The sequence below is a fragment of the Streptomyces sp. NPDC014676 genome (assembly GCF_043084105.1).
Classification (GTDB): Bacteria; Actinomycetota; Actinomycetes; order Streptomycetales; family Streptomycetaceae; genus Streptomyces.
Window position 1 is genome coordinate 1 of record NZ_JBIBZI010000003.1, and the last position, 17,375, is coordinate 17,375.

Genomic DNA, 17,375 nt, shown 5'->3' on the forward strand with positions numbered 1-17,375 from the left:
GGTGATCTTGGTCGTGAACCCGTCTACCAGGAGCTTTCTTCATGCTCGCCGCCGGGAGCGCCGTCCAACCACCCGTCAGGTTGGAAACGGCTCAGGGACCGCTAGTGTCCAACGGGCTGAGGGCCGCTACTGGCTTATGCCGGGCATCCTCGCCGCCCTGCGCGACCACGCCGACCCGTTCTCGATCCTCACCAAGGGCACGCTGATCCTGCGGGACCTGCCGCTGCTGAGGCAGGCCGCCGAGGTGACCGACGTGGGCGTCTCGGTCTCGGTCGGGTTCACCGACGACGGGCTGTGGCGGACGGTCGAGCCGGGCACTCCGGCACCGGAGCGGCGCCTCGACGTGGTCCGGACGTTCACCGGGCACGGCATCGCCTGCGGGGTCCTGATGGCGCCGGTGATCCCGTTCCTCGGTGACCGCCCGGACCAGCTGCGGGCGGCCGTGCGGGCCGTCGCGGCCTCGGGCGCCACCTCCGTCACCCCGCTGGTGCTCCATCTGCGGCCGGGCGCCCGTGAGTGGTTCATGGCCTGGCTCGGGCGGCACCATCCGTACCTGGTGGCCCGCTACCAGCGGCTGTACGCGGACGGCGCCTACGCCCCGAAGTGGTACCAGCGCCGCATCACCCGGCAGGTGCACGAGCTGGCCCAGGAGTACGGCATCGGCCCCGCCCGCGCGGGGACGCCCCGCCGGATCCGCGCCGCCGGACCCGCCGGACCCGCCGGACCCGCCGGACTCGCCGGGCCGGCCGGGCCCCCGGCGGCCGAGCCGACCCAACTGGCGCTCCTTTAAGAGCGTTCGAGCGCTTCCGGCGATCCGATCGGGTCAAGAATCAACAGAACATGTTCGGACGTGGCCCCACATCGGGACGATGCCGCGTGAACCGTGAGCCCCGCGGTCCGCAGCACCTCCGTCCCGGGAGGACCCCGTCATGAGAAGAAGCGCAGCCGTGCTGTGCGGTGCCGCCGTCGTCCTGGCCGGAAGCCTCACGGCCGCGCCCGCCCAGGCCGGCGCCCCGCGCGCCGCGGAGACCTTCCACGCCGCACGACCCGTGTGGAAGGAGTGCGGCACCGACGACTACCCGGCGTTGCAGTGCGCGTCCGTCGAGGTGCCGCTCGACCACACCGAGCCCGCCGGGCGGAGGATCACGCTGGCGCTGTCCCGCGTCCCGCACACCGCACAGCGGTACCAGGGCCCCCTGCTGGTGAACCCGGGCGGCCCCGGCGGCAGCGGTCTGACGCTCGCCGGGTTCGTCGCGGCGGCGCTGCCGAAGGAGGTGGCCGCCCAGTACGACGTCATCGGCTTCGACCCGCGCGGGGTGGGCGCCAGCGAGCCGGCGCTGGACTGCGCGCCGGACCACTTCGGCCCGGTGCGCCCGGACCCGGTGCCGACCTCCCCCGAGGTCGAACGGGCCAACCTGGCGCGTGTGCGGTCCTTCGCCGCGGCCTGCGGACGCGCGTACGCGGATCTGCTGCCGTACATCGACACGGGCAGCACGGTGCGCGACATGGACGTGATCCGGCGGGCGCTGGGCGCGGAGAAGCTCAACTACTTCGGCTACTCCTACGGCACCTACCTGGGCGCCGTCTACGCGAAACTGTTCCCTCAGCGGGTGCGGCGCCTGGTCCTGGACTCGGTCGTCGACCCCACCGAGGTCTGGTACGACGCCAATCTGAACCAGGACCACGCGTTCAACGACCGCCACCGCGCCTTCCTGGCCTGGGTCGCCGCGTACGACTCGGCGTACCGCCTCGGCACCGACCCGGAGAAGGTCGAGGCCGCCTGGTACGCGATGCGCGCGGCCCTGAAGAAGGACCCGGCCGGCGGGAAGGTGGGCGCCGCCGAACTGGAGGACACCTACCTCCCGGGCGGCTACTACAACGGCTACTGGCCCTATCTCGCGGAGGCGTTCTCGGCGTACGTGAACGAGCGGGACGCCGAGCCGCTGATCGAGGCGTACGAGAACTTCGGCGCGGGCGACGCCGCCGGTGACAACGGCTACAGCGTCTACACCGCGGTGCAGTGCCGGGACGCCGCCTGGCCGCGTGACTGGCGGCAGTGGCGCAAGGACAACTGGGAGGTGTACGAGCGGGCGCCCTTCATGGCCTGGAACAACGCCTGGTACAACGCGCCGTGCGCGTTCTGGCCGGCCGGGTCCCTGCGCCCGGAACGCGTCCGCAACCACAAGCTGCCGCCGGCTCTCCTGTTCCAGGCGACGCACGACGCGGCGACCCCGTACCAGGGCGGTGTCACCGTCCACCGGCTGCTGGCGCGCTCCGCCCTGGTGGTCGAGTCGGGCGGCGGCAACCACGGCGTCACACTGAGCGGGAACGCCTGCCTGGACCGGCATCTGGCGGCCTATCTGGCCGACGGGACCGTGCCGCGCGGGGGCGGCGGCGAGGCCGACGCGGTGTGCGCGGCCCTGCCCGACCCCGAGCCGCTGACGTCGAAGGCGGCACCGACGTCGGCACGCGGTTCGACCCTGCACGGCCTGCTCGGCTTCCGGAGCTGAGGCCTGCCCCGTCGTTGGGGACCGGCTTGTCGCACCCGTGGTCCACGATGAGTCCATGAGCGGGTTCTCGCCGCGGCCGGTGACCGCGGACGCGTCCCGCAGCCGTTTCCGACAGCCTCGACACCGTGGCGGACACCGAACGCATCGGCCGGGGTGCGGTACGCGCGGGACCCCGTCGGCCGACGGCACGGTCTCAGCGCGGCCGGGGGATGCGGGCCAGGGCGTGGACCGCCGCCTCGGCCAGGGCCGGGTGGGCGAGGGCTTCGTTCAGTACGGGTTCGGCGCGCGGGTCGCCGAGTTCGCCCAGCCCCTCCACACAGGCCAGCGCGACCCGGCGGTAGGGGTCGTGGGGGCGCAGCCGCCGCCGCAGCGTGGTGATCAGGGCGGGGACCGCCTCGGGGGCGCGCAGTGCGGTGAGCAGGCGGACCGGGTGCAGGGCGTAGGCGACGCGGAGTTCGTTGGTGGCGAGGGCGGCGGCGGCGCGTGCGGTGCGCGGGTCGCCGAGGCGGGCGAGGGCGTGGGCGGCGGCGGCGCAGCGCGGCGGGTCGCGGTGGTTGAGGAGGAGCACGAGTGCCTCGAAGGCCCTGCGGTCCCCCGCCAGTCCCAGCCGGAACGCGGCCAGTTCGCGGGCCCAGAGCGGTTGTCCGGGTGCGGTGAGGACGCCGGCCAGGGCGTCGGGGTCGTCCGTGGCCAGGAGACGGTCGTACGCCGTCGATCCGCCCGACTCCGCCCGTAAGCGCTCCGTGAGCGATCGCAACTCTTCGTCCATGGTTCAGAGGTTAGGGGTGCGCGGGGCCGGCCGGGACGTACATCACAAAGCCGGGGACTGGCGCGCTCGTTACCCGCGAGTTAAGCTCAGACGAGCGAGTTACCCACTCGCACCCTCCTCACGGCGGTCTGGTGACGCGGCCGCCGCTGGGGGCACCTCCCACACCTTCGAGGCAGTGGGGGAGCAGTCGGTTCGGTACCCCGTGTACCGCAGTACGGCTCGGCCCCGGGACAGGGCCGGTCGGATCGGCCGTCGTTCACCGACGGCACCGGGCGTGTGCGCTCGCAGCCCGGCCACACCCGCATCCCGCACGCACCCGGTGCGCCCTTCGGCGCACCCGGGCGTGTTTCCCGTCGTCACCCTCATTCCTGGAGTCCCGCGATGGCCACTCCCCTCTCCGACACCTCCCTGTCCCCGCTCCGGACCGTCGCCGTGGTCGGCCTCGGCACGATGGGCACCGGCATCGCCGAGGTCCTGGCCGGCGCCGGCCGCGACGTCATCGGCATCGACATCAGCGAGGCGCAGGCGGCGAAGTGCGTCGCCGCCCTGGAGTCCTCCACCGCCCGCGCCGTGGAGCGCGGCCGGCTGACCGAGGAGCGGCGCGCGGACCTCCTCGCCCGCGTCACCACCTCCACCGACCTCGCGGCGGCGGCCGGCGCCGACCTGGTGATCGAGGTGGCGCCCGAGTCGTACGGGATCAAGCAGCAGATCCTCCGTGAACTCGACGGGATCGTGCGGCCGGAGACCATTCTGGCGACCGGCACCAACGCGCTGTCCGTCACCCGTCTCGCCGCCGACTCGGCCCGCCCCGAGCGGGTGCTGGGCATGCACTTCTTCAACCCGGCGCCGGCGATGAAGCTGGTCGAGGTCGTGTCCAGCGTGCTGACCGCGCCCGCGGCCGTCACCGCGGTCACCGGCCTCGCGCTGGACCTGGGCAAGGAGCCCGTGGCCGTCGGCGACCGGCCCGGGTTCGTCGCCGACGGGCTGCTGTTCGGCTACCTCAACCAGGCCGCCGCGATGTACGAGGCGAACTACGCCTCCCGCGAGGACATCGACGCCGCGATGCGGCTGGGCTGCGGGCTGCCCATGGGCCCGCTGGCGCTGCTCGACCTGATCGGCGTCGACACGGCGCGCACGGTCCTGGAGGCCATGTACGCCGAGTCCCGTGACCGGCTGCACGCGCCGGCCCCGATCCTCAAGCAGCTCAGCGAGGCGGGCCTGACGGGCCGCAAGGCGGGGCGCGGCTTCTACACGTACGAGGCACCCGGCGGCAAGACCGTCGTGCGCGACGCCCTCACCCCGCTCGGGGACGTCTTCGCGGCCCCCGGCCGTACGGTGCGTTCGGTGGGTGTCGCGGGTTCGGGCACCATGGCCTCCGGTATCGCCGAGGTCTTCGCCAAGGCCGGCTACGAGGTGGTCCTGGCCGCTCGCAGCGAGGAGAAGGCACAAAGCGCCAAGGCCCGGATCGGGAAGTCCCTGGCGCGCTCCGTCGACAAGGGGCGGATGACCGCCGAGGCCGCCGCCCAGACCCTGGAGCGGGTGCGTCCGACGGGCAGCTACGACGACTTCGCCGACGTCGATCTCGCGGTCGAGGCGGTCGCCGAGGACCTGGAGGTCAAGCGGCAGCTCTTCGCGACGCTGGACAAGGTCTGCAAGCCGGGTGCGGTCCTCGCCACCACCACGTCCTCGCTCCCGGTCGTCGCCTGCGCCCGCGCCACCTCGCGCCCGCAGGACGTGATCGGCATGCACTTCTTCAACCCCGCGCCGGCGATGAAGCTGGTCGAGGTGGTGCGCACGGTGCTGACCGCCGACGACGTGCACGCCACCGTGCGCGAGGTGTGCGGCACGATCCGCAAGCACGCCGTGGACTGCGGCGACCGGGCCGGGTTCATCGTGAACGCGCTGCTGTTCCCGTACCTCAACAACGCGATCAAGATGGTGCAGGAGCACTACGCGTCCCTCGACGACATCGACGCCGCGATGAAGCTGGGCGGCGGCTACCCGATGGGTCCGTTCGAGCTGCTGGACGTCGTCGGGCTCGATGTCTCGCTCGCCATCGAGAAGGTGCTGCACCGCGAGTTCCGCGACCCGGGTCTCGCGCCGGCGCCGCTGCTGGAGCACCTGGTGGCCGCGGGCTGCCTCGGCCGCAAGACCGGCCGTGGCTTCCGCGAATATGCCAAGCGCTGAGCCGCACCCCGGCGACCGGTCCGGGGGCGGCGCGGAGTGGGGCGGACTGCTCGGCCCCGACCGGTTCCCGCCGCCGGCCCGCAGTGCCCCTCCCCCGCCCGCCGAGGGCGGGGGAGCCCCCGGTCATGCGCACCGAGCTGCGCACATGCAGTACGTTCAGGGCATGTCCCAGCCCGCCAAGTCAGCACGTACGCCCGCCACGACCGAGCCGCCGGAAAGCGCCGCAGGCTCCCGTGCCGCCGCCCAGCGGCTCAAAATGCGCCGGGAACTGGCGGCCGCCGCGATGGAGCTGTTCGCGACCAAGGGGTACGAGGCCACCACCGTCGACGAGATCGCGGCCGCCGCCGGGGTCGCCCGGCGCACCTTCTTCCGCCACTTCCGCTCCAAGGAAGAAGCGATCTTCCCCGACCACGACGACACCCTGGTCCGCGCCGAGGCGGTGCTCAACGCCGCCCCCGCGCACGAGCACCCGCTCGACACGGTGTGCCGTGGCATCAAGGAGGTCATGAGGATGTACGCGGCGCGGCCCGAGATCTCGGTCGCCCGCTACAAGCTGACGCGCGAGGTGCCCACCCTGCGCGAGGCGGAGATCGCGTCGGTGGCCCGCTACGAGCGCCTCTTCACCCGCTATCTGCTCGGCCACTTCGACGAGCACGCGCACGACGACGACGCCAACGACGACCCGCTGCTGGCGGAGGTCGCCGCGTCCGCCGTGGTCACCGCGCACAACCACGTGCTGCGGCGCTGGCTGCGGGCCGACGGCCAGGGTGATGTCGAGGCCCAGCTCGACCACGCCTTCGCGATCGTCCGCAAGACCTTCGGCAGCGGGATCATGGCGGGCCGGCGCACCGCGCCGCCGAAGCCGCCCGCGTCCTCGGCGTCCACGCACGGTGAGGTCCTGGTGACGGTCGCCCACGTGGACGCCCCACTGGACGAGGTGATGCGGACCATCGAGCAGGCGCTCAAGGAGCGCTGAACAGACGCCGAAGAGCACGGAACAGACACCGAGGAGCGCGGAACAGCCCCTCACCGCTGTGATGACGGCCACCCCACGGGGTGGCCGTTTTGCCATGTCAGGGCCCCTTTTCGCAGGTCTTTCCAGGCCCGTTCGATCGATCATCGCTCATCTGATACGTAAAGATTTCACCTGAGCCCACTTTCTGACACTCAGTGCCTTGCGGGCTGACACGGCGTGCCATACGTTGAAGGAGTCCGGGCGAGTCCCGGCGGGCCCGCCGCCCGCACGTCCGGACGCCCGCGTCACAGGCAACCTCCCGCGCACACCCAGCGCTGCCGAAGCACCACCGCCGGACCGACGGCACCCCCCGACCCTCAGCAGCACACCGACGTAACCCTCAGCGCCCCTCCCTCAGGGCGCTCATCGCCGGAGGCAACACCGTGACCATGAAGGACATCCTGGCCGCGATCCAGTCGCCCGACTCCACGTCGGAGGACTTCGCCGCCCTGCCGCTCCCCGAGTCGTACCGCGCGATCACCGTGCACAAGGACGAGACGGAGATGTTCGCGGGCCTCGAGACCCGTGACAAGGACCCCCGCAAGTCGATCCACCTCGACGACGTGCCGCTGCCCGAACTGGGCCCGGGCGAGGCCCTGGTGGCCGTCATGGCCTCCTCGGTCAACTACAACTCGGTGTGGACCTCGATCTTCGAGCCGCTGTCGACGTTCGGCTTCCTGGAGCGCTACGGCCGCACCAGCGAGCTGGCCAAACGCCACGACCTGCCGTACCACGTCATCGGTTCCGACCTCGCGGGCGTCGTGCTGCGCACCGGCCCCGGCGTCAACGCCTGGCGGCCCGGTGACGAGGTCGTCGCCCACTGCCTGTCCGTCGAACTGGAGTCGTCCGACGGCCACAACGACACGATGCTCGACCCCGAGCAGCGCATCTGGGGCTTCGAGACCAACTTCGGCGGCCTGGCGGAGATCGCCCTGGTGAAGTCCAACCAGCTCATGCCCAAGCCGGACCACCTGAGCTGGGAGGAGGCCGCCGCCCCGGGCCTGGTCAACTCCACCGCGTACCGGCAGCTGGTGTCCCGCAACGGCGCCGGCATGAAGCAGGGCGACAACGTCCTCATCTGGGGCGCGAGCGGCGGACTCGGCTCCTACGCCACCCAGTTCGCGCTCGCCGGCGGCGCCAACCCGATCTGTGTCGTCTCCAGCGAACAGAAGGCGGACATCTGCCGGTCGATGGGCGCCGAGGCGATCATCGACCGCAGCGCCGAGGGCTACAAGTTCTGGAAGGACGAGAACACCCAGGACCCGAAGGAGTGGAAGCGCTTCGGCAAGCGCATCCGCGAACTCACCGGCGGCGAGGACATCGACATCGTCTTCGAGCACCCCGGCCGCGAGACCTTCGGCGCCTCGGTGTTCGTCACCCGCAAGGGCGGCACCATCACCACCTGCGCCTCGACCTCGGGCTACATGCACCAGTACGACAACCGCTACCTGTGGATGTCGCTGAAGCGCATCATCGGCTCGCACTTCGCCAACTACCGTGAGGCCTGGGAGGCCAACCGGCTGATCTCCAAGGGGAAGATCCACCCGACCCTGTCGAAGGTGTACTCGCTCGAGGACACCGGCCAGGCCGCCTACGACGTGCACCGCAACCTGCACCAGGGCAAGGTCGGCGTGCTGTGCATGGCACCCGGGGAGGGCCTGGGCGTGCGCGACCACGAAAAGCGCGCGCAGCACATCGACGCCATCAACCGCTTCCGGAACATCTGAGGTCCACATGAGTGAGCGTCAGAAGGACCGGCCGTGGCTCATGCGCACGTACGCCGGTCACTCCACGGCCGAGGCGTCCAACGAGCTGTACCGGCGCAACCTCGCCAAGGGCCAGACGGGTCTGTCGGTCGCCTTCGACCTGCCGACCCAGACCGGCTACGACTCCGACCACATCCTCGCCCGCGGTGAGGTCGGCCGGGTCGGGGTGCCGGTGGCGCACCTCGGTGACATGCGCCGGCTGTTCCAGGACATCCCCCTGGAGCAGATGAACACCTCGATGACGATCAACGCCACCGCCATGTGGCTGCTGGCGCTCTACCAGGTCGTCGCCGAGGAGCAGGGCGCGGACATCACCAGGCTCCAGGGCACGACCCAGAACGACATCGTCAAGGAGTACCTGTCCCGCGGGACGCACGTCTTCCCGCCGGGCCCGTCGCTCCGCCTGACGACGGACATGATCGCGTACACGGTCTCCCACCTCCCGAAGTGGAACCCGATCAACATCTGCAGCTACCACCTCCAGGAGGCCGGGGCCACTCCGGTGCAGGAGATCGCGTACGCGATGTCCACCGCGATCGCCGTGCTCGACGCCGTACGCGACTCCGGTCAGGTGCCGCAGGAGCGCATGGGCGATGTCGTCGGCCGCATCTCCTTCTTCGTGAACGCGGGCGTCCGGTTCATCGAGGAGATGTGCAAGATGCGCGCCTTCGGCCGCATCTGGGACCAGGTCACCCGCGAGCGGTACGGCATCGAGAACCCCAAGCACCGCCGCTTCCGCTACGGCGTCCAGGTCAACTCGCTCGGGCTGACCGAGGCGCAGCCGGAGAACAACGTCCAGCGGATCGTCCTGGAGATGCTGGCCGTCACCCTCTCCAAGGACGCCCGCGCGCGTGCCGTGCAGCTTCCGGCCTGGAACGAGGCCCTGGGCCTGCCCCGGCCCTGGGACCAGCAGTGGTCGCTGCGCATCCAGCAGGTCCTGGCGTACGAGAGCGATCTGCTGGAGTACGACGACATCTTCGAGGGCTCGAAGGTGATCGAGGCGAAGGTGGAGGAGCTGGTCGGTGACTCGCTCGCGGAGATGGGGCGGATCGAGGAGATGGGCGGCGCGATGGCCGCCGTCGAGTCCGGTTACCTCAAGTCGCAGCTGGTCTCCTCGCACGCCGAACGCCGGGCCCGGATCGAGTCCGGCGAGGAGAGGATCATCGGTGTCAACGCCTTCGAGGGCACCGAGCCGAACCCGCTGACCGCCGACCTGGACACCGCGATCCAGACGGTCGACCCGGCGGTGGAGGCCCGGGTGATCGCCTCGCTCCAGCACTGGCGCGACACGCGGTACCAGCCGCCCTTCAACCACCCGCGCCCCTGCAAGGCGCTGGAGAGGCTGAAGGAGGCCGCGCGCGGCACCGACAACCTCATGGAGGCCACCCTGGAGTGCGCCCGCGCCGGCGTCACGACCGGCGAGTGGGCCGGGGCGCTGCGGGAGGTGTTCGGGGAGTTCCGGGCGCCGACCGGTGTCTCGTCCGCCCCGGTGGCGGTGGCCGCCGAGGAGGGCTCGGCACTGTCGGAGGTGCGCCGCAAGGTGGAACTGACGGCCAAGGACCTCGGCGTGGGCAAGCTGCGCTTCCTGGTCGGCAAGCCGGGCCTGGACGGTCACTCCAACGGCGCCGAGCAGATCGCCGTGCGGGCCCGCGACGCCGGGTTCGAGGTGGTCTACCAGGGCATCCGGCTCACCCCGGAGCAGATCGTGGACGCCGCCCTCGCGGAGGACGTGCACGCGGTGGGCCTGTCCATCCTCTCCGGCTCGCACGCCCAGCTCGTGCCGGACGTGCTCGAACGGCTCCGTGTGGCCGGTGCCACAGATATACCGGTGATCGCCGGTGGCATCATCCCGAACGGTGACGCCGAACAGCTGCGGGCCGCGGGAGTCGCCGCGGTCTTCACCCCGAAGGACTTCGACATCACCGGGATCATCGGCCGCATCGTCGACGAGATCCGCACCGCGAACAAGCTCGACCCCCTGGAGGTCCCCGCATGACCGTCCACCCGTCGCCCGCCACCACCCTTGCAACGGGCGGCTCCGCCGCGCACCTTTCTTTCAACCGCCTTCGCCCTCGGCGTTCCTGCCTGGCGGTACCCGGCTCGAACCCGCGCTTCCTGGAGAAGGCCCAGGGCCTCCCCGCCGACCAGGTCTTCCTGGACCTGGAGGACGCCTGCGCGCCGCTCGCCAAGCCCGAGGCGCGGCACACCATCGTGAAGTTCCTCAACGAGGGCGACTGGACCGGCAAGACCCGCGTCGTGCGCGTCAACGACTGGACGACCGAATGGACGTACCGCGATGTCGTGACGGTGGTGGAGGGCGCCGGCCCGAACCTCGACTGCATCATGCTGCCGAAGGTCCAGGACGCCCAGCAGATCGTCGCGCTGGACCTGCTGCTGACCCAGATCGAGAAGACGATGGGCTTCGAGGTCGGCCGGATCGGCATCGAGGCGCAGATCGAGAACGCCCGCGGCCTGAACAACGTCAACGAGATCGCGCAGGCCTCCCCGCGCGTCGAGACCATCATCTTCGGCCCGGCCGACTTCATGGCATCCATCAACATGAAGTCGCTGGTGGTGGGTGAGCAGCCGCCCGGCTACCCGGCGGACGCCTACCACTACATCCTGATGAAGATCCTGATGGCCGCCCGCGCCAACGACCTCCAGGCGATCGACGGCCCCTACCTCCAGATCCGCAACGTGGACGGCTACCGCGAGGTCGCGCGGCGCGCCGCGGCCCTGGGCTTCGACGGCAAGTGGGTGCTGCACCCGGGCCAGGTCGAGGCGTCCAACGAGATCTTCTCGCCCTCGCAGGAGGACTACGACCACGCCGAGCTGATCCTGGACGCGTACGACTACTACACGTCCGAGGCGGGCGGCAAGAAGGGCTCGGCGATGCTCGGCGACGAGATGATCGACGAGGCCAGCCGCAAGATGGCCCTGGTCATCTCCGGCAAGGGACGTGCCGCCGGCATGCGGCGCACGTCGAAGTTCGAGCTCCCGGAGGGCTGAGCGCGATGCAGTTCGGACGCACCTACGAGGAGTTCGAGGTCGGGGCGGTGTACAAGCACTGGCCGGGCAAGACGGTCACCGAGTACGACGACCACCTGTTCTGTCTCCTCACCATGAACCACCACCCGCTCCACATGGACGCGAACTACGCCGAGAGGACGACGGACTTCGGCAGGAACGTGGTGGTCGGGAACTACGTCTACTCCCTGCTGCTCGGCATGTCGGTGCCCGACATCTCCGGCAAGGCGATCGCCAACCTGGAGATCGAGTCGCTGAAGCACGTGGCGCCGACCTTCCACGGCGACACGGTCTACGGCCAGACGACCGTGCTCGACAAGTGGCCGTCGAAGTCGAAGGACGACCGCGGGATCGTGTACGTCGAGACCAAGGGCTACAAGCAGGACGGCACGCTGGTGTGCGTGTTCCGCCGCAAGGTGATGGTGCCGACCGAGACGTACATCAAGGAGCGCGGCGGCGAGCAGCCTGGCCGCCCGGAGCTGAAACAGCAGGAGAAGTGATGGCGCGCCTCGCCCAGACCGCCGGTCTGACCGACGTCCAGCAGGAGATCCTCTCCACCGTCCGCGACTTCGTGGACAAGGAGATCATCCCGGTCGCCACCGAGCTGGAGCACCGCGACGAGTACCCGCAGCAGATCGTCGACGGCCTGAAGGAACTCGGCCTGTTCGGTCTGATGATCCCCGAGGAGTACGGGGGTCTGGGCGAGTCGCTCCTCACCTACGCGCTGTGCGTGGAGGAGATCGCCCGCGGCTGGATGTCGGTGTCCGGCATCATCAACACGCACTTCATCGTGGCGTACATGCTCAAGCAGCACGGCACGCGGGAGCAGAAGGACCACTTCCTGCCGAGGATGGCGGCCGGCGACATCCGCGGCGCCTTCTCGATGTCGGAGCCGGGGCTCGGCTCCGACGTGTCGGCGATCACGTCGAAGGCGGTGAGGGACGGTGACGCGTACGTCCTGAACGGCCAGAAGATGTGGCTGACGAACGGCGGCACGTCGTCGCTGGTGGCCGTTCTGGTGCGGAGTGACGAGGGTCACCCCGAGGGCACGGCGCCGCACAGGTCGATGACGACCTTCCTGGTGGAGAAGGAGCCGGGCTTCGGCGAGGTGCGCCCCGGCCTGACCATCCCCGGCAAGATCGACAAGATGGGCTACAAGGGCGTCGACACGACCGAGCTCATCATGGACGACCTGCGGGTTCCCGCCGACCGGGTGCTCGGCGGGGTCACCGGCCGAGGTTTTTACCAAATGATGGACGGTGTCGAGGTCGGCCGTGTCAATGTGGCGGCGCGTGGCTGCGGCGTCGCTCAGCGTGCCTTCGAGCTCGGTGTCCGGTACGCCCAGCAGCGTCACACTTTCGGCAAGCCGATCGCCCAGCACCAGGCCGTCCAGTTCAAGCTGGCGGAGATGGCTACCAAGGTGGAGGCCGCGCATGCGATGATGGTGAACGCGGCACGCAAAAAGGACTCCGGGGAGCGAAACGACCTTGAAGCAGGGATGGCGAAGTACCTCGCCTCCGAATACTGCAAGGAGGTCGTGGAGGACTCCTTCCGGATCCACGGCGGCTACGGCTTCTCCAAGGAGTACGAGATCGAGCGCCTCTACCGGGAGGCGCCGATGCTGCTGATCGGTGAGGGCACCGCCGAGATCCAGAAAATGATCATCGGCCGCCGACTGCTCGAAGAGTATCGATTCCAGGGTTAGATGTCCGGATACGGGGTGTTTTCTTGAAGAAGAGGATCACACCCCGTATGCACTCTTCGGCCGCCGACTCGGCTGACTGGCTTACCCAGTTACGGCCCGGAGCCGCTACGATCGCCGGAAAGCCGCCGTCCCCCGCAAGTGCGCGGCATCATCCGCTACGAAGGTCATCCATGCCCCACAGCCAAACCTCTGCACACCGCGACAGCCTCGCCGGCGTACGCCTCGCGCGCGGAGCATCGCCGTGGCTTCTGCCGACCGTCGCCACCGCAGCCGTCAGTCTGCTCCGCTCCCGGCGCTCCGGTGCCGCCAAGGCCGTCGCCGTCCCCGCCACCGCCCTGGCGGCGGGGATGCTGTGGTTCTTCCGCGACCCCGAGCGCGAGATCGCCCAGGGCAGGGTCATCTCGCCCGCCGACGGCGTGGTGCAGAGCATCATGCCGTGGAAGGACGGGCGCACCCGCGTCGCGATCTTCATGAGCCCGCTCAACGTCCACGTGAACCGGGCCCCGCTGTCCGGCACGGTGACGTCGGTCGAGCACATCCCCGGTGGTTTCGTTCCCGCCTTCAACAAGGAGAGCGAGAACAACGAGCGCGTCGTGTGGCACTTCGACACCGAGCTCGGCGACATCGAGATGATCCAGATCGCCGGCGCGGTGGCCCGCCGTATCGTCCCCTACGTGCCCCAGGGCACCAAGGTCGAGCAGGGTGAGCGCATCGGTCTGATCCGGTTCGGCTCGCGCGTCGACATCTACCTGCCCGAGGGCGTGGAGGTGGCCGTCGAGGTCGGTCAGAAGACCGTGGCTGGGGTGACTCGCATTGACCGTGGTTGATCCCGAGACACAGGCCGGCTGGGTGCCCGAGGCCGACGAGGCGGACGACGAGGAGGAGATGCCCCTCTCGCTCCGCCTGTCGATAGCGGACACCCTCACCCTGGGCAACGCCACCTGTGGCTTCATGGCGGTGTACTTCACCACCACCGGCATCCTGATCCCGCACCTCCAGGGCAGCCAGGAGACGGGCATGGCCCGCCACAGCGCGGCCACGGCCGTCATCCTGATGCTGTGCGCGGCGGTCTTCGACCTGTTCGACGGCCTGGTGGCGCGCAAGCTGCGCTCCTCGCCGATGGGCGCGGAGCTGGACAACCTGTCCGACCTGATCAGCTTCGGGCTGGCGCCGGCGTACTTCGTCCTGGTCTACGGCATGGTCGCGGACGACGCGCACCAGAGAGTGGCCGCGGTCGGGGCGATCGTGGTGCTGCTGGCGGTGGTGCTGAGGCTGGCGCGGTTCTCCTGCGTCACGGTGAAGGACGGCACCTTCCAGGGCATGCCGTCGCCGTTCGGCGCGCTGACCGTCGTCTCGATCGTGCTCCTTGAGCTGCCGTTCGTGGCGACGCTGCTGGCGATCATCGGTACGGCGTGGCTGATGGTGAGCCGGGTGGAGTACCCGAAGCCGCGGGGCCGCCTCGCGGTGGCCATGCTGTCGTGGATCGTGCTGTCGATGGGGCTGCTGGCGGGGTGGGCGTTCGACGCGCCGAGCGGGCAGCTGCTGCTCCAGACGGGGTGTGCGCTGCAGCTGGTGATGGGCGCGGTGATTCCGCTGTTCGCCACGGCGCGCCGGGTGAACAACTTCCGCGACAACCGTCGTGAGGCGCGGGCGGCGCAGTTGCCGTAACGCGGCGCGTTGTGCTTGGGCCCCGGACCCGGATGGGTTCGGGGCCCGTTTGTTCTCGCCCCCGCCGCCCCTTCCCGTCCCGTCCCTGGGGGCTGCGCCCCCAGACCCCCCTTCGGGCCTCGTCCTCAAACGCCGGACAGGCTGACTTTCAGCCCTTCCGGCGTTTGAGGAGCGGGGTCCGGGGCGGAGCCCCGGGTCGGGACGGGAAGGGGCGGCGGGGGCGAGAAACCCTCAGCTCAGGAAGTTCCGCGCGATGCGCTCCGCCGTGCGTTCCAGGATCGGGCCCGCGTCGGCGATGCACGCGGCCACATCCGGCTCCAGATCCGTCAGCGCGTACGCCCGCCGGATCCCCGCCCGCCCCAGCACCTCCGGCGGCAGCGCGAGCCGTCCGCACACCGCGACGACCTCCTTGCCGGCGGCCCGCGCGGCCGCGGCGACACCCGCCGGGGCCTTGCCGTGCAGGGTCTGCCGGTCGAGCGACCCCTCGCCGGTGATCACCAGATCCGCCCGCTCCAGCGCCGGCGCGAAGCCGAGCACCTCCAGCATGACCTCGATTCCGGGACGGAAACCGGCTCCGAGCAGCAGCGCCCCGTACCCGATGCCGCCCGCGGCGCCCGCACCCGGCGCGACCGCGTACTCGGCGGCCCGCGCGCCCACGGTCTCCTCCAGCACCTTCGCGAAGTGCGTCAGGGCCGCGTCCAGCGCCTCCACGTCCTCCGGCGAGGCGCCCTTCTGCGGGCCGTAGACCGCCGGGGCGCCCTTCGGCCCGGTCAGCGGGTTGTCGACATCGCTCGCGAGTACCAGCTCGACCTCGCCGAGGCGGCGATCCAGCCCCGAAAGGTCCGCCGACACCAGCTCGGCCAGCCCTCCGCCCCCCGGCGTCACCGGCTCACCGTCCGCCGTCGCGAACCGCGCGCCCAGCGCCGAGAGCATGCCCGCGCCGCCGTCGGTGGTGGCGCTGCCGCCCACCCCGAACACGATGCTCCGCGCCCCCGCGTCCAGCGCGGCCCGCAGCAGCTCGCCGGAGCCGTACGTCGACGCCGTGAGCGGCGCGAAGACACCGGCCGGCAGCCGCTGCAGCCCGCTCGCCTCCGCCATCTCCACGACGGCCGTGTCACCGCGCAGCGCGTACGCGGCGGTCACCTCGTCCCCGAGGGGACCGGCGACCCGTACCTCCCGGCGCTCGAATCCCGCCGCGACCGCCGCGGCCACGGTGCCGTCGCCGCCGTCGGCCACCGGCAGCGCCTCGACCACCAGGTCCGGTACGACCCGGCGCAGCCCGGCCGTCACCCGCTCGGCGACCTCGACGGCCGTCAGCGACCCCTTGAACTTGTCCGCGGCGACGAGCACCCGCTGTGCCGGCCGTGTCGTACGAGTGCCGCTTTCTGCAGCGTCCGCCACTTGCATTCCCCTCGTTCTCCGGGCCTCGCGCGTGTCAAGGCCGAGTCGCGCCGCTGTGACCCTAACCGCCGGGCACAGTGGCCGCCATGCCCTGCCCAGCCCGTGAAACGGCCGGGAACCGGGTACACCGGTCCCATGACCGCGATGAGCGCTGTGCACACGGAGCCGGGACTCGCCGACCGCATCCTCGGAGGCTGGCTGGGCCGGATCGCGGGCAACATGCTCGGCAAACCGGTGGAGCAGGGCGAGGTGTGGACCCGTGAACGCATCGACCGCTACCTCCGCCGGACGGACGCCCTCCCCCTCACCGACTACCTCCCCGAGCCGCTGAGCGAGAGCGAGGGCCTCGAACTGCGCCCCGAGTGGCGGTCCTGCGTCCGCGGTCGCGTCCACGGGAGCTGCCGCGACGACGACGTCGACTACGCGATCCTCGGTCTCGGCCTGCTGGAGACCCACGGCTTCGCCTTCACCACCGAGCAGGTCGGCGACCTGTGGCTGCTGCGGCTGCCGTACCTGCAGACCTTCACCGCCGAACGCGCGGCCTACCGCAACCTCGCGAACGGCCTGAAACCCCCGCTCACCGCCACCTATGACAACCCTTACCAGGAGTGGATCGGCGCCCTGATCCGCGCCGACATCCACGGCTGGACGTCCCCGGGCGCCCCGCACCGCGCCGCCTCGCTCGCCCGCAGGGACGCGGTGCTCTCCCACACCGGCAACGGCGTGTACGGCGCGATGTGGGCGGCGGCGCTGATCTCGGCGGCGTTCACGGCGCCCGCCGTGCGGCACGCGGTGGACGAGGCGCTGACGGTGATCCCGGCGAGCAGCCGCCTCTCCCGTACCGTGCGCCGGGTGGCCTCCCTGCACGAGGCCGGGCTGGCCTGGGAGGACACGCTCACCACGCTCACGGAGGAGACGTCGGGCCTCGGCTGGATCCACACGGTCCCGAACGCGGCCGTCCTCACCGCCGGCCTGCTGTACGGCGACGGCGACTTCACCCGGACCATCGCCCTGACCGTGCGCGGCGGCCTGGACACCGACTCCAACGGCGCGACGGCGGGCTCGGTGGCGGGCGTCCTGTGCGGCGCCCCGGCCATCCCCGGCCAGTGGAAGGACCCCCTCCAGGACACGGTCCGCAGCGCCGTCTTCGGCTTCGACGGGGTACGGATCAGCGAGCTGGCGGAACGCACGCTGCGGCTGGCCCAGGTCGAGTGACCGTACGATGTGCCCCGGCGTACGCGCCTCCGGTGTCGATCAAGGGACCGGCGTGTGCTGCCGTGCGCCCCGCGGGCCCGGCTCCGTACCCGCGGCGGTGCCCGGCGCCACG

At 70.9% G+C, this 17,375-nt stretch carries 13 protein-coding genes and 2 pseudogenes; 13 read left to right on the top strand and 2 right to left on the bottom strand.

The features are described from left to right. Positions 1 to 106: 106 nt before the first annotated feature. Positions 107 to 790, top strand: a pseudogene (locus tag ACF1DX_RS08725) (radical SAM protein); the annotation flags it as partial. Between the two features lie 139 nt (positions 791 to 929). Continuing rightward, positions 930 to 2,510 carry an alpha/beta hydrolase gene (locus tag ACF1DX_RS08730; protein ID WP_391790485.1) on the top strand — a complete coding sequence of 527 codons (1,581 nt, stop codon included), beginning with the start codon at positions 930 to 932 and terminating at the stop codon, positions 2,508 to 2,510. A gap of 193 nt (positions 2,511 to 2,703) precedes the next feature. On the opposite strand, the gene ACF1DX_RS08735 is transcribed toward ACF1DX_RS08730, so the two are convergent. Beyond that, positions 2,704 to 3,279, bottom strand: a complete 576-nt coding sequence (locus ACF1DX_RS08735; protein ID WP_391790486.1) for an adenylosuccinate lyase — start codon at positions 3,277 to 3,279, stop codon at positions 2,704 to 2,706. Between the two features lie 381 nt (positions 3,280 to 3,660). Between ACF1DX_RS08735 and ACF1DX_RS08740 the strand changes: the two genes are divergently transcribed. The 10 genes and pseudogenes from ACF1DX_RS08740 to ACF1DX_RS08785 form a co-directional block, all read left to right on the top strand. Then, positions 3,661 to 5,466 (top strand): 3-hydroxyacyl-CoA dehydrogenase family protein, encoded by a 1,806-nt coding sequence (locus ACF1DX_RS08740; protein ID WP_391790487.1) that lies wholly within the window; start codon positions 3,661 to 3,663, stop codon positions 5,464 to 5,466. Between the two features lie 163 nt (positions 5,467 to 5,629). Continuing rightward, entirely contained in the window at positions 5,630 to 6,442 is an 813-nt protein-coding gene (locus ACF1DX_RS08745; protein ID WP_391790488.1) for a TetR family transcriptional regulator, read from the top strand. A gap of 428 nt (positions 6,443 to 6,870) precedes the next feature. Beyond that, positions 6,871 to 8,208, top strand: a complete 1,338-nt coding sequence (gene ccrA / locus ACF1DX_RS08750) for a crotonyl-CoA carboxylase/reductase (RefSeq protein ID WP_391791170.1) — start codon at positions 6,871 to 6,873, stop codon at positions 8,206 to 8,208. A 7-nt stretch (positions 8,209 to 8,215) separates the two neighbouring features. Beyond that, positions 8,216 to 10,243, top strand: a complete 2,028-nt coding sequence (locus tag ACF1DX_RS08755; RefSeq protein ID WP_391790489.1) for a protein meaA — start codon at positions 8,216 to 8,218, stop codon at positions 10,241 to 10,243. Further along, positions 10,240 to 11,256, top strand: a complete 1,017-nt coding sequence (locus tag ACF1DX_RS08760; protein WP_391790490.1) for an HpcH/HpaI aldolase/citrate lyase family protein — start codon at positions 10,240 to 10,242, stop codon at positions 11,254 to 11,256. Before ACF1DX_RS08755 ends, ACF1DX_RS08760 begins: the two co-directional genes overlap by 4 nt. A 5-nt stretch (positions 11,257 to 11,261) precedes the next feature. Continuing rightward, positions 11,262 to 11,774, top strand: coding sequence for a MaoC family dehydratase (locus ACF1DX_RS08765; RefSeq protein ID WP_391790491.1), 513 nt, complete (start codon positions 11,262 to 11,264; stop codon positions 11,772 to 11,774). Continuing rightward, positions 11,774 to 12,979 carry an acyl-CoA dehydrogenase family protein gene (locus ACF1DX_RS08770; RefSeq protein ID WP_391790492.1) on the top strand — a complete coding sequence of 402 codons (1,206 nt, stop codon included), beginning with the start codon at positions 11,774 to 11,776 and terminating at the stop codon, positions 12,977 to 12,979. The genes ACF1DX_RS08765 and ACF1DX_RS08770 overlap by 1 nt, the downstream gene beginning before the upstream one ends. 170 nt (positions 12,980 to 13,149) lie before the next feature. Beyond that, entirely contained in the window at positions 13,150 to 13,806 is a 657-nt protein-coding gene (locus ACF1DX_RS08775) for a phosphatidylserine decarboxylase (RefSeq protein WP_073931230.1), read from the top strand. A gap of 22 nt (positions 13,807 to 13,828) precedes the next feature. Beyond that, a complete protein-coding gene (gene pssA, locus ACF1DX_RS08780) occupies positions 13,829 to 14,647 on the top strand; it encodes a CDP-diacylglycerol--serine O-phosphatidyltransferase (RefSeq protein ID WP_085574312.1) in 819 nt (272 codons plus the stop codon). Continuing rightward, positions 14,634 to 14,791 (top strand): annotated as a pseudogene (locus ACF1DX_RS08785) (cobyrinic acid a,c-diamide synthase); the annotation flags it as partial. The gene pssA and the pseudogene ACF1DX_RS08785, both read left to right, overlap by 14 nt. Before the next feature lie 87 nt (positions 14,792 to 14,878). Here the strand turns inward: ACF1DX_RS08785 and ACF1DX_RS08790 are convergent. Further along, positions 14,879 to 16,054: a glycerate kinase gene (locus ACF1DX_RS08790; protein ID WP_391790493.1), complete on the bottom strand. Its 1,176-nt coding sequence runs from the start codon at positions 16,052 to 16,054 to the stop codon at positions 14,879 to 14,881. Positions 16,055 to 16,192: 138 nt separating this feature from the next. Between ACF1DX_RS08790 and ACF1DX_RS08795 the strand changes: the two genes are divergently transcribed. Next, positions 16,193 to 17,263, top strand: coding sequence for an ADP-ribosylglycohydrolase family protein (locus ACF1DX_RS08795; protein WP_391790494.1), 1,071 nt, complete (start codon positions 16,193 to 16,195; stop codon positions 17,261 to 17,263). Positions 17,264 to 17,375: the final 112 nt, after the last annotated feature.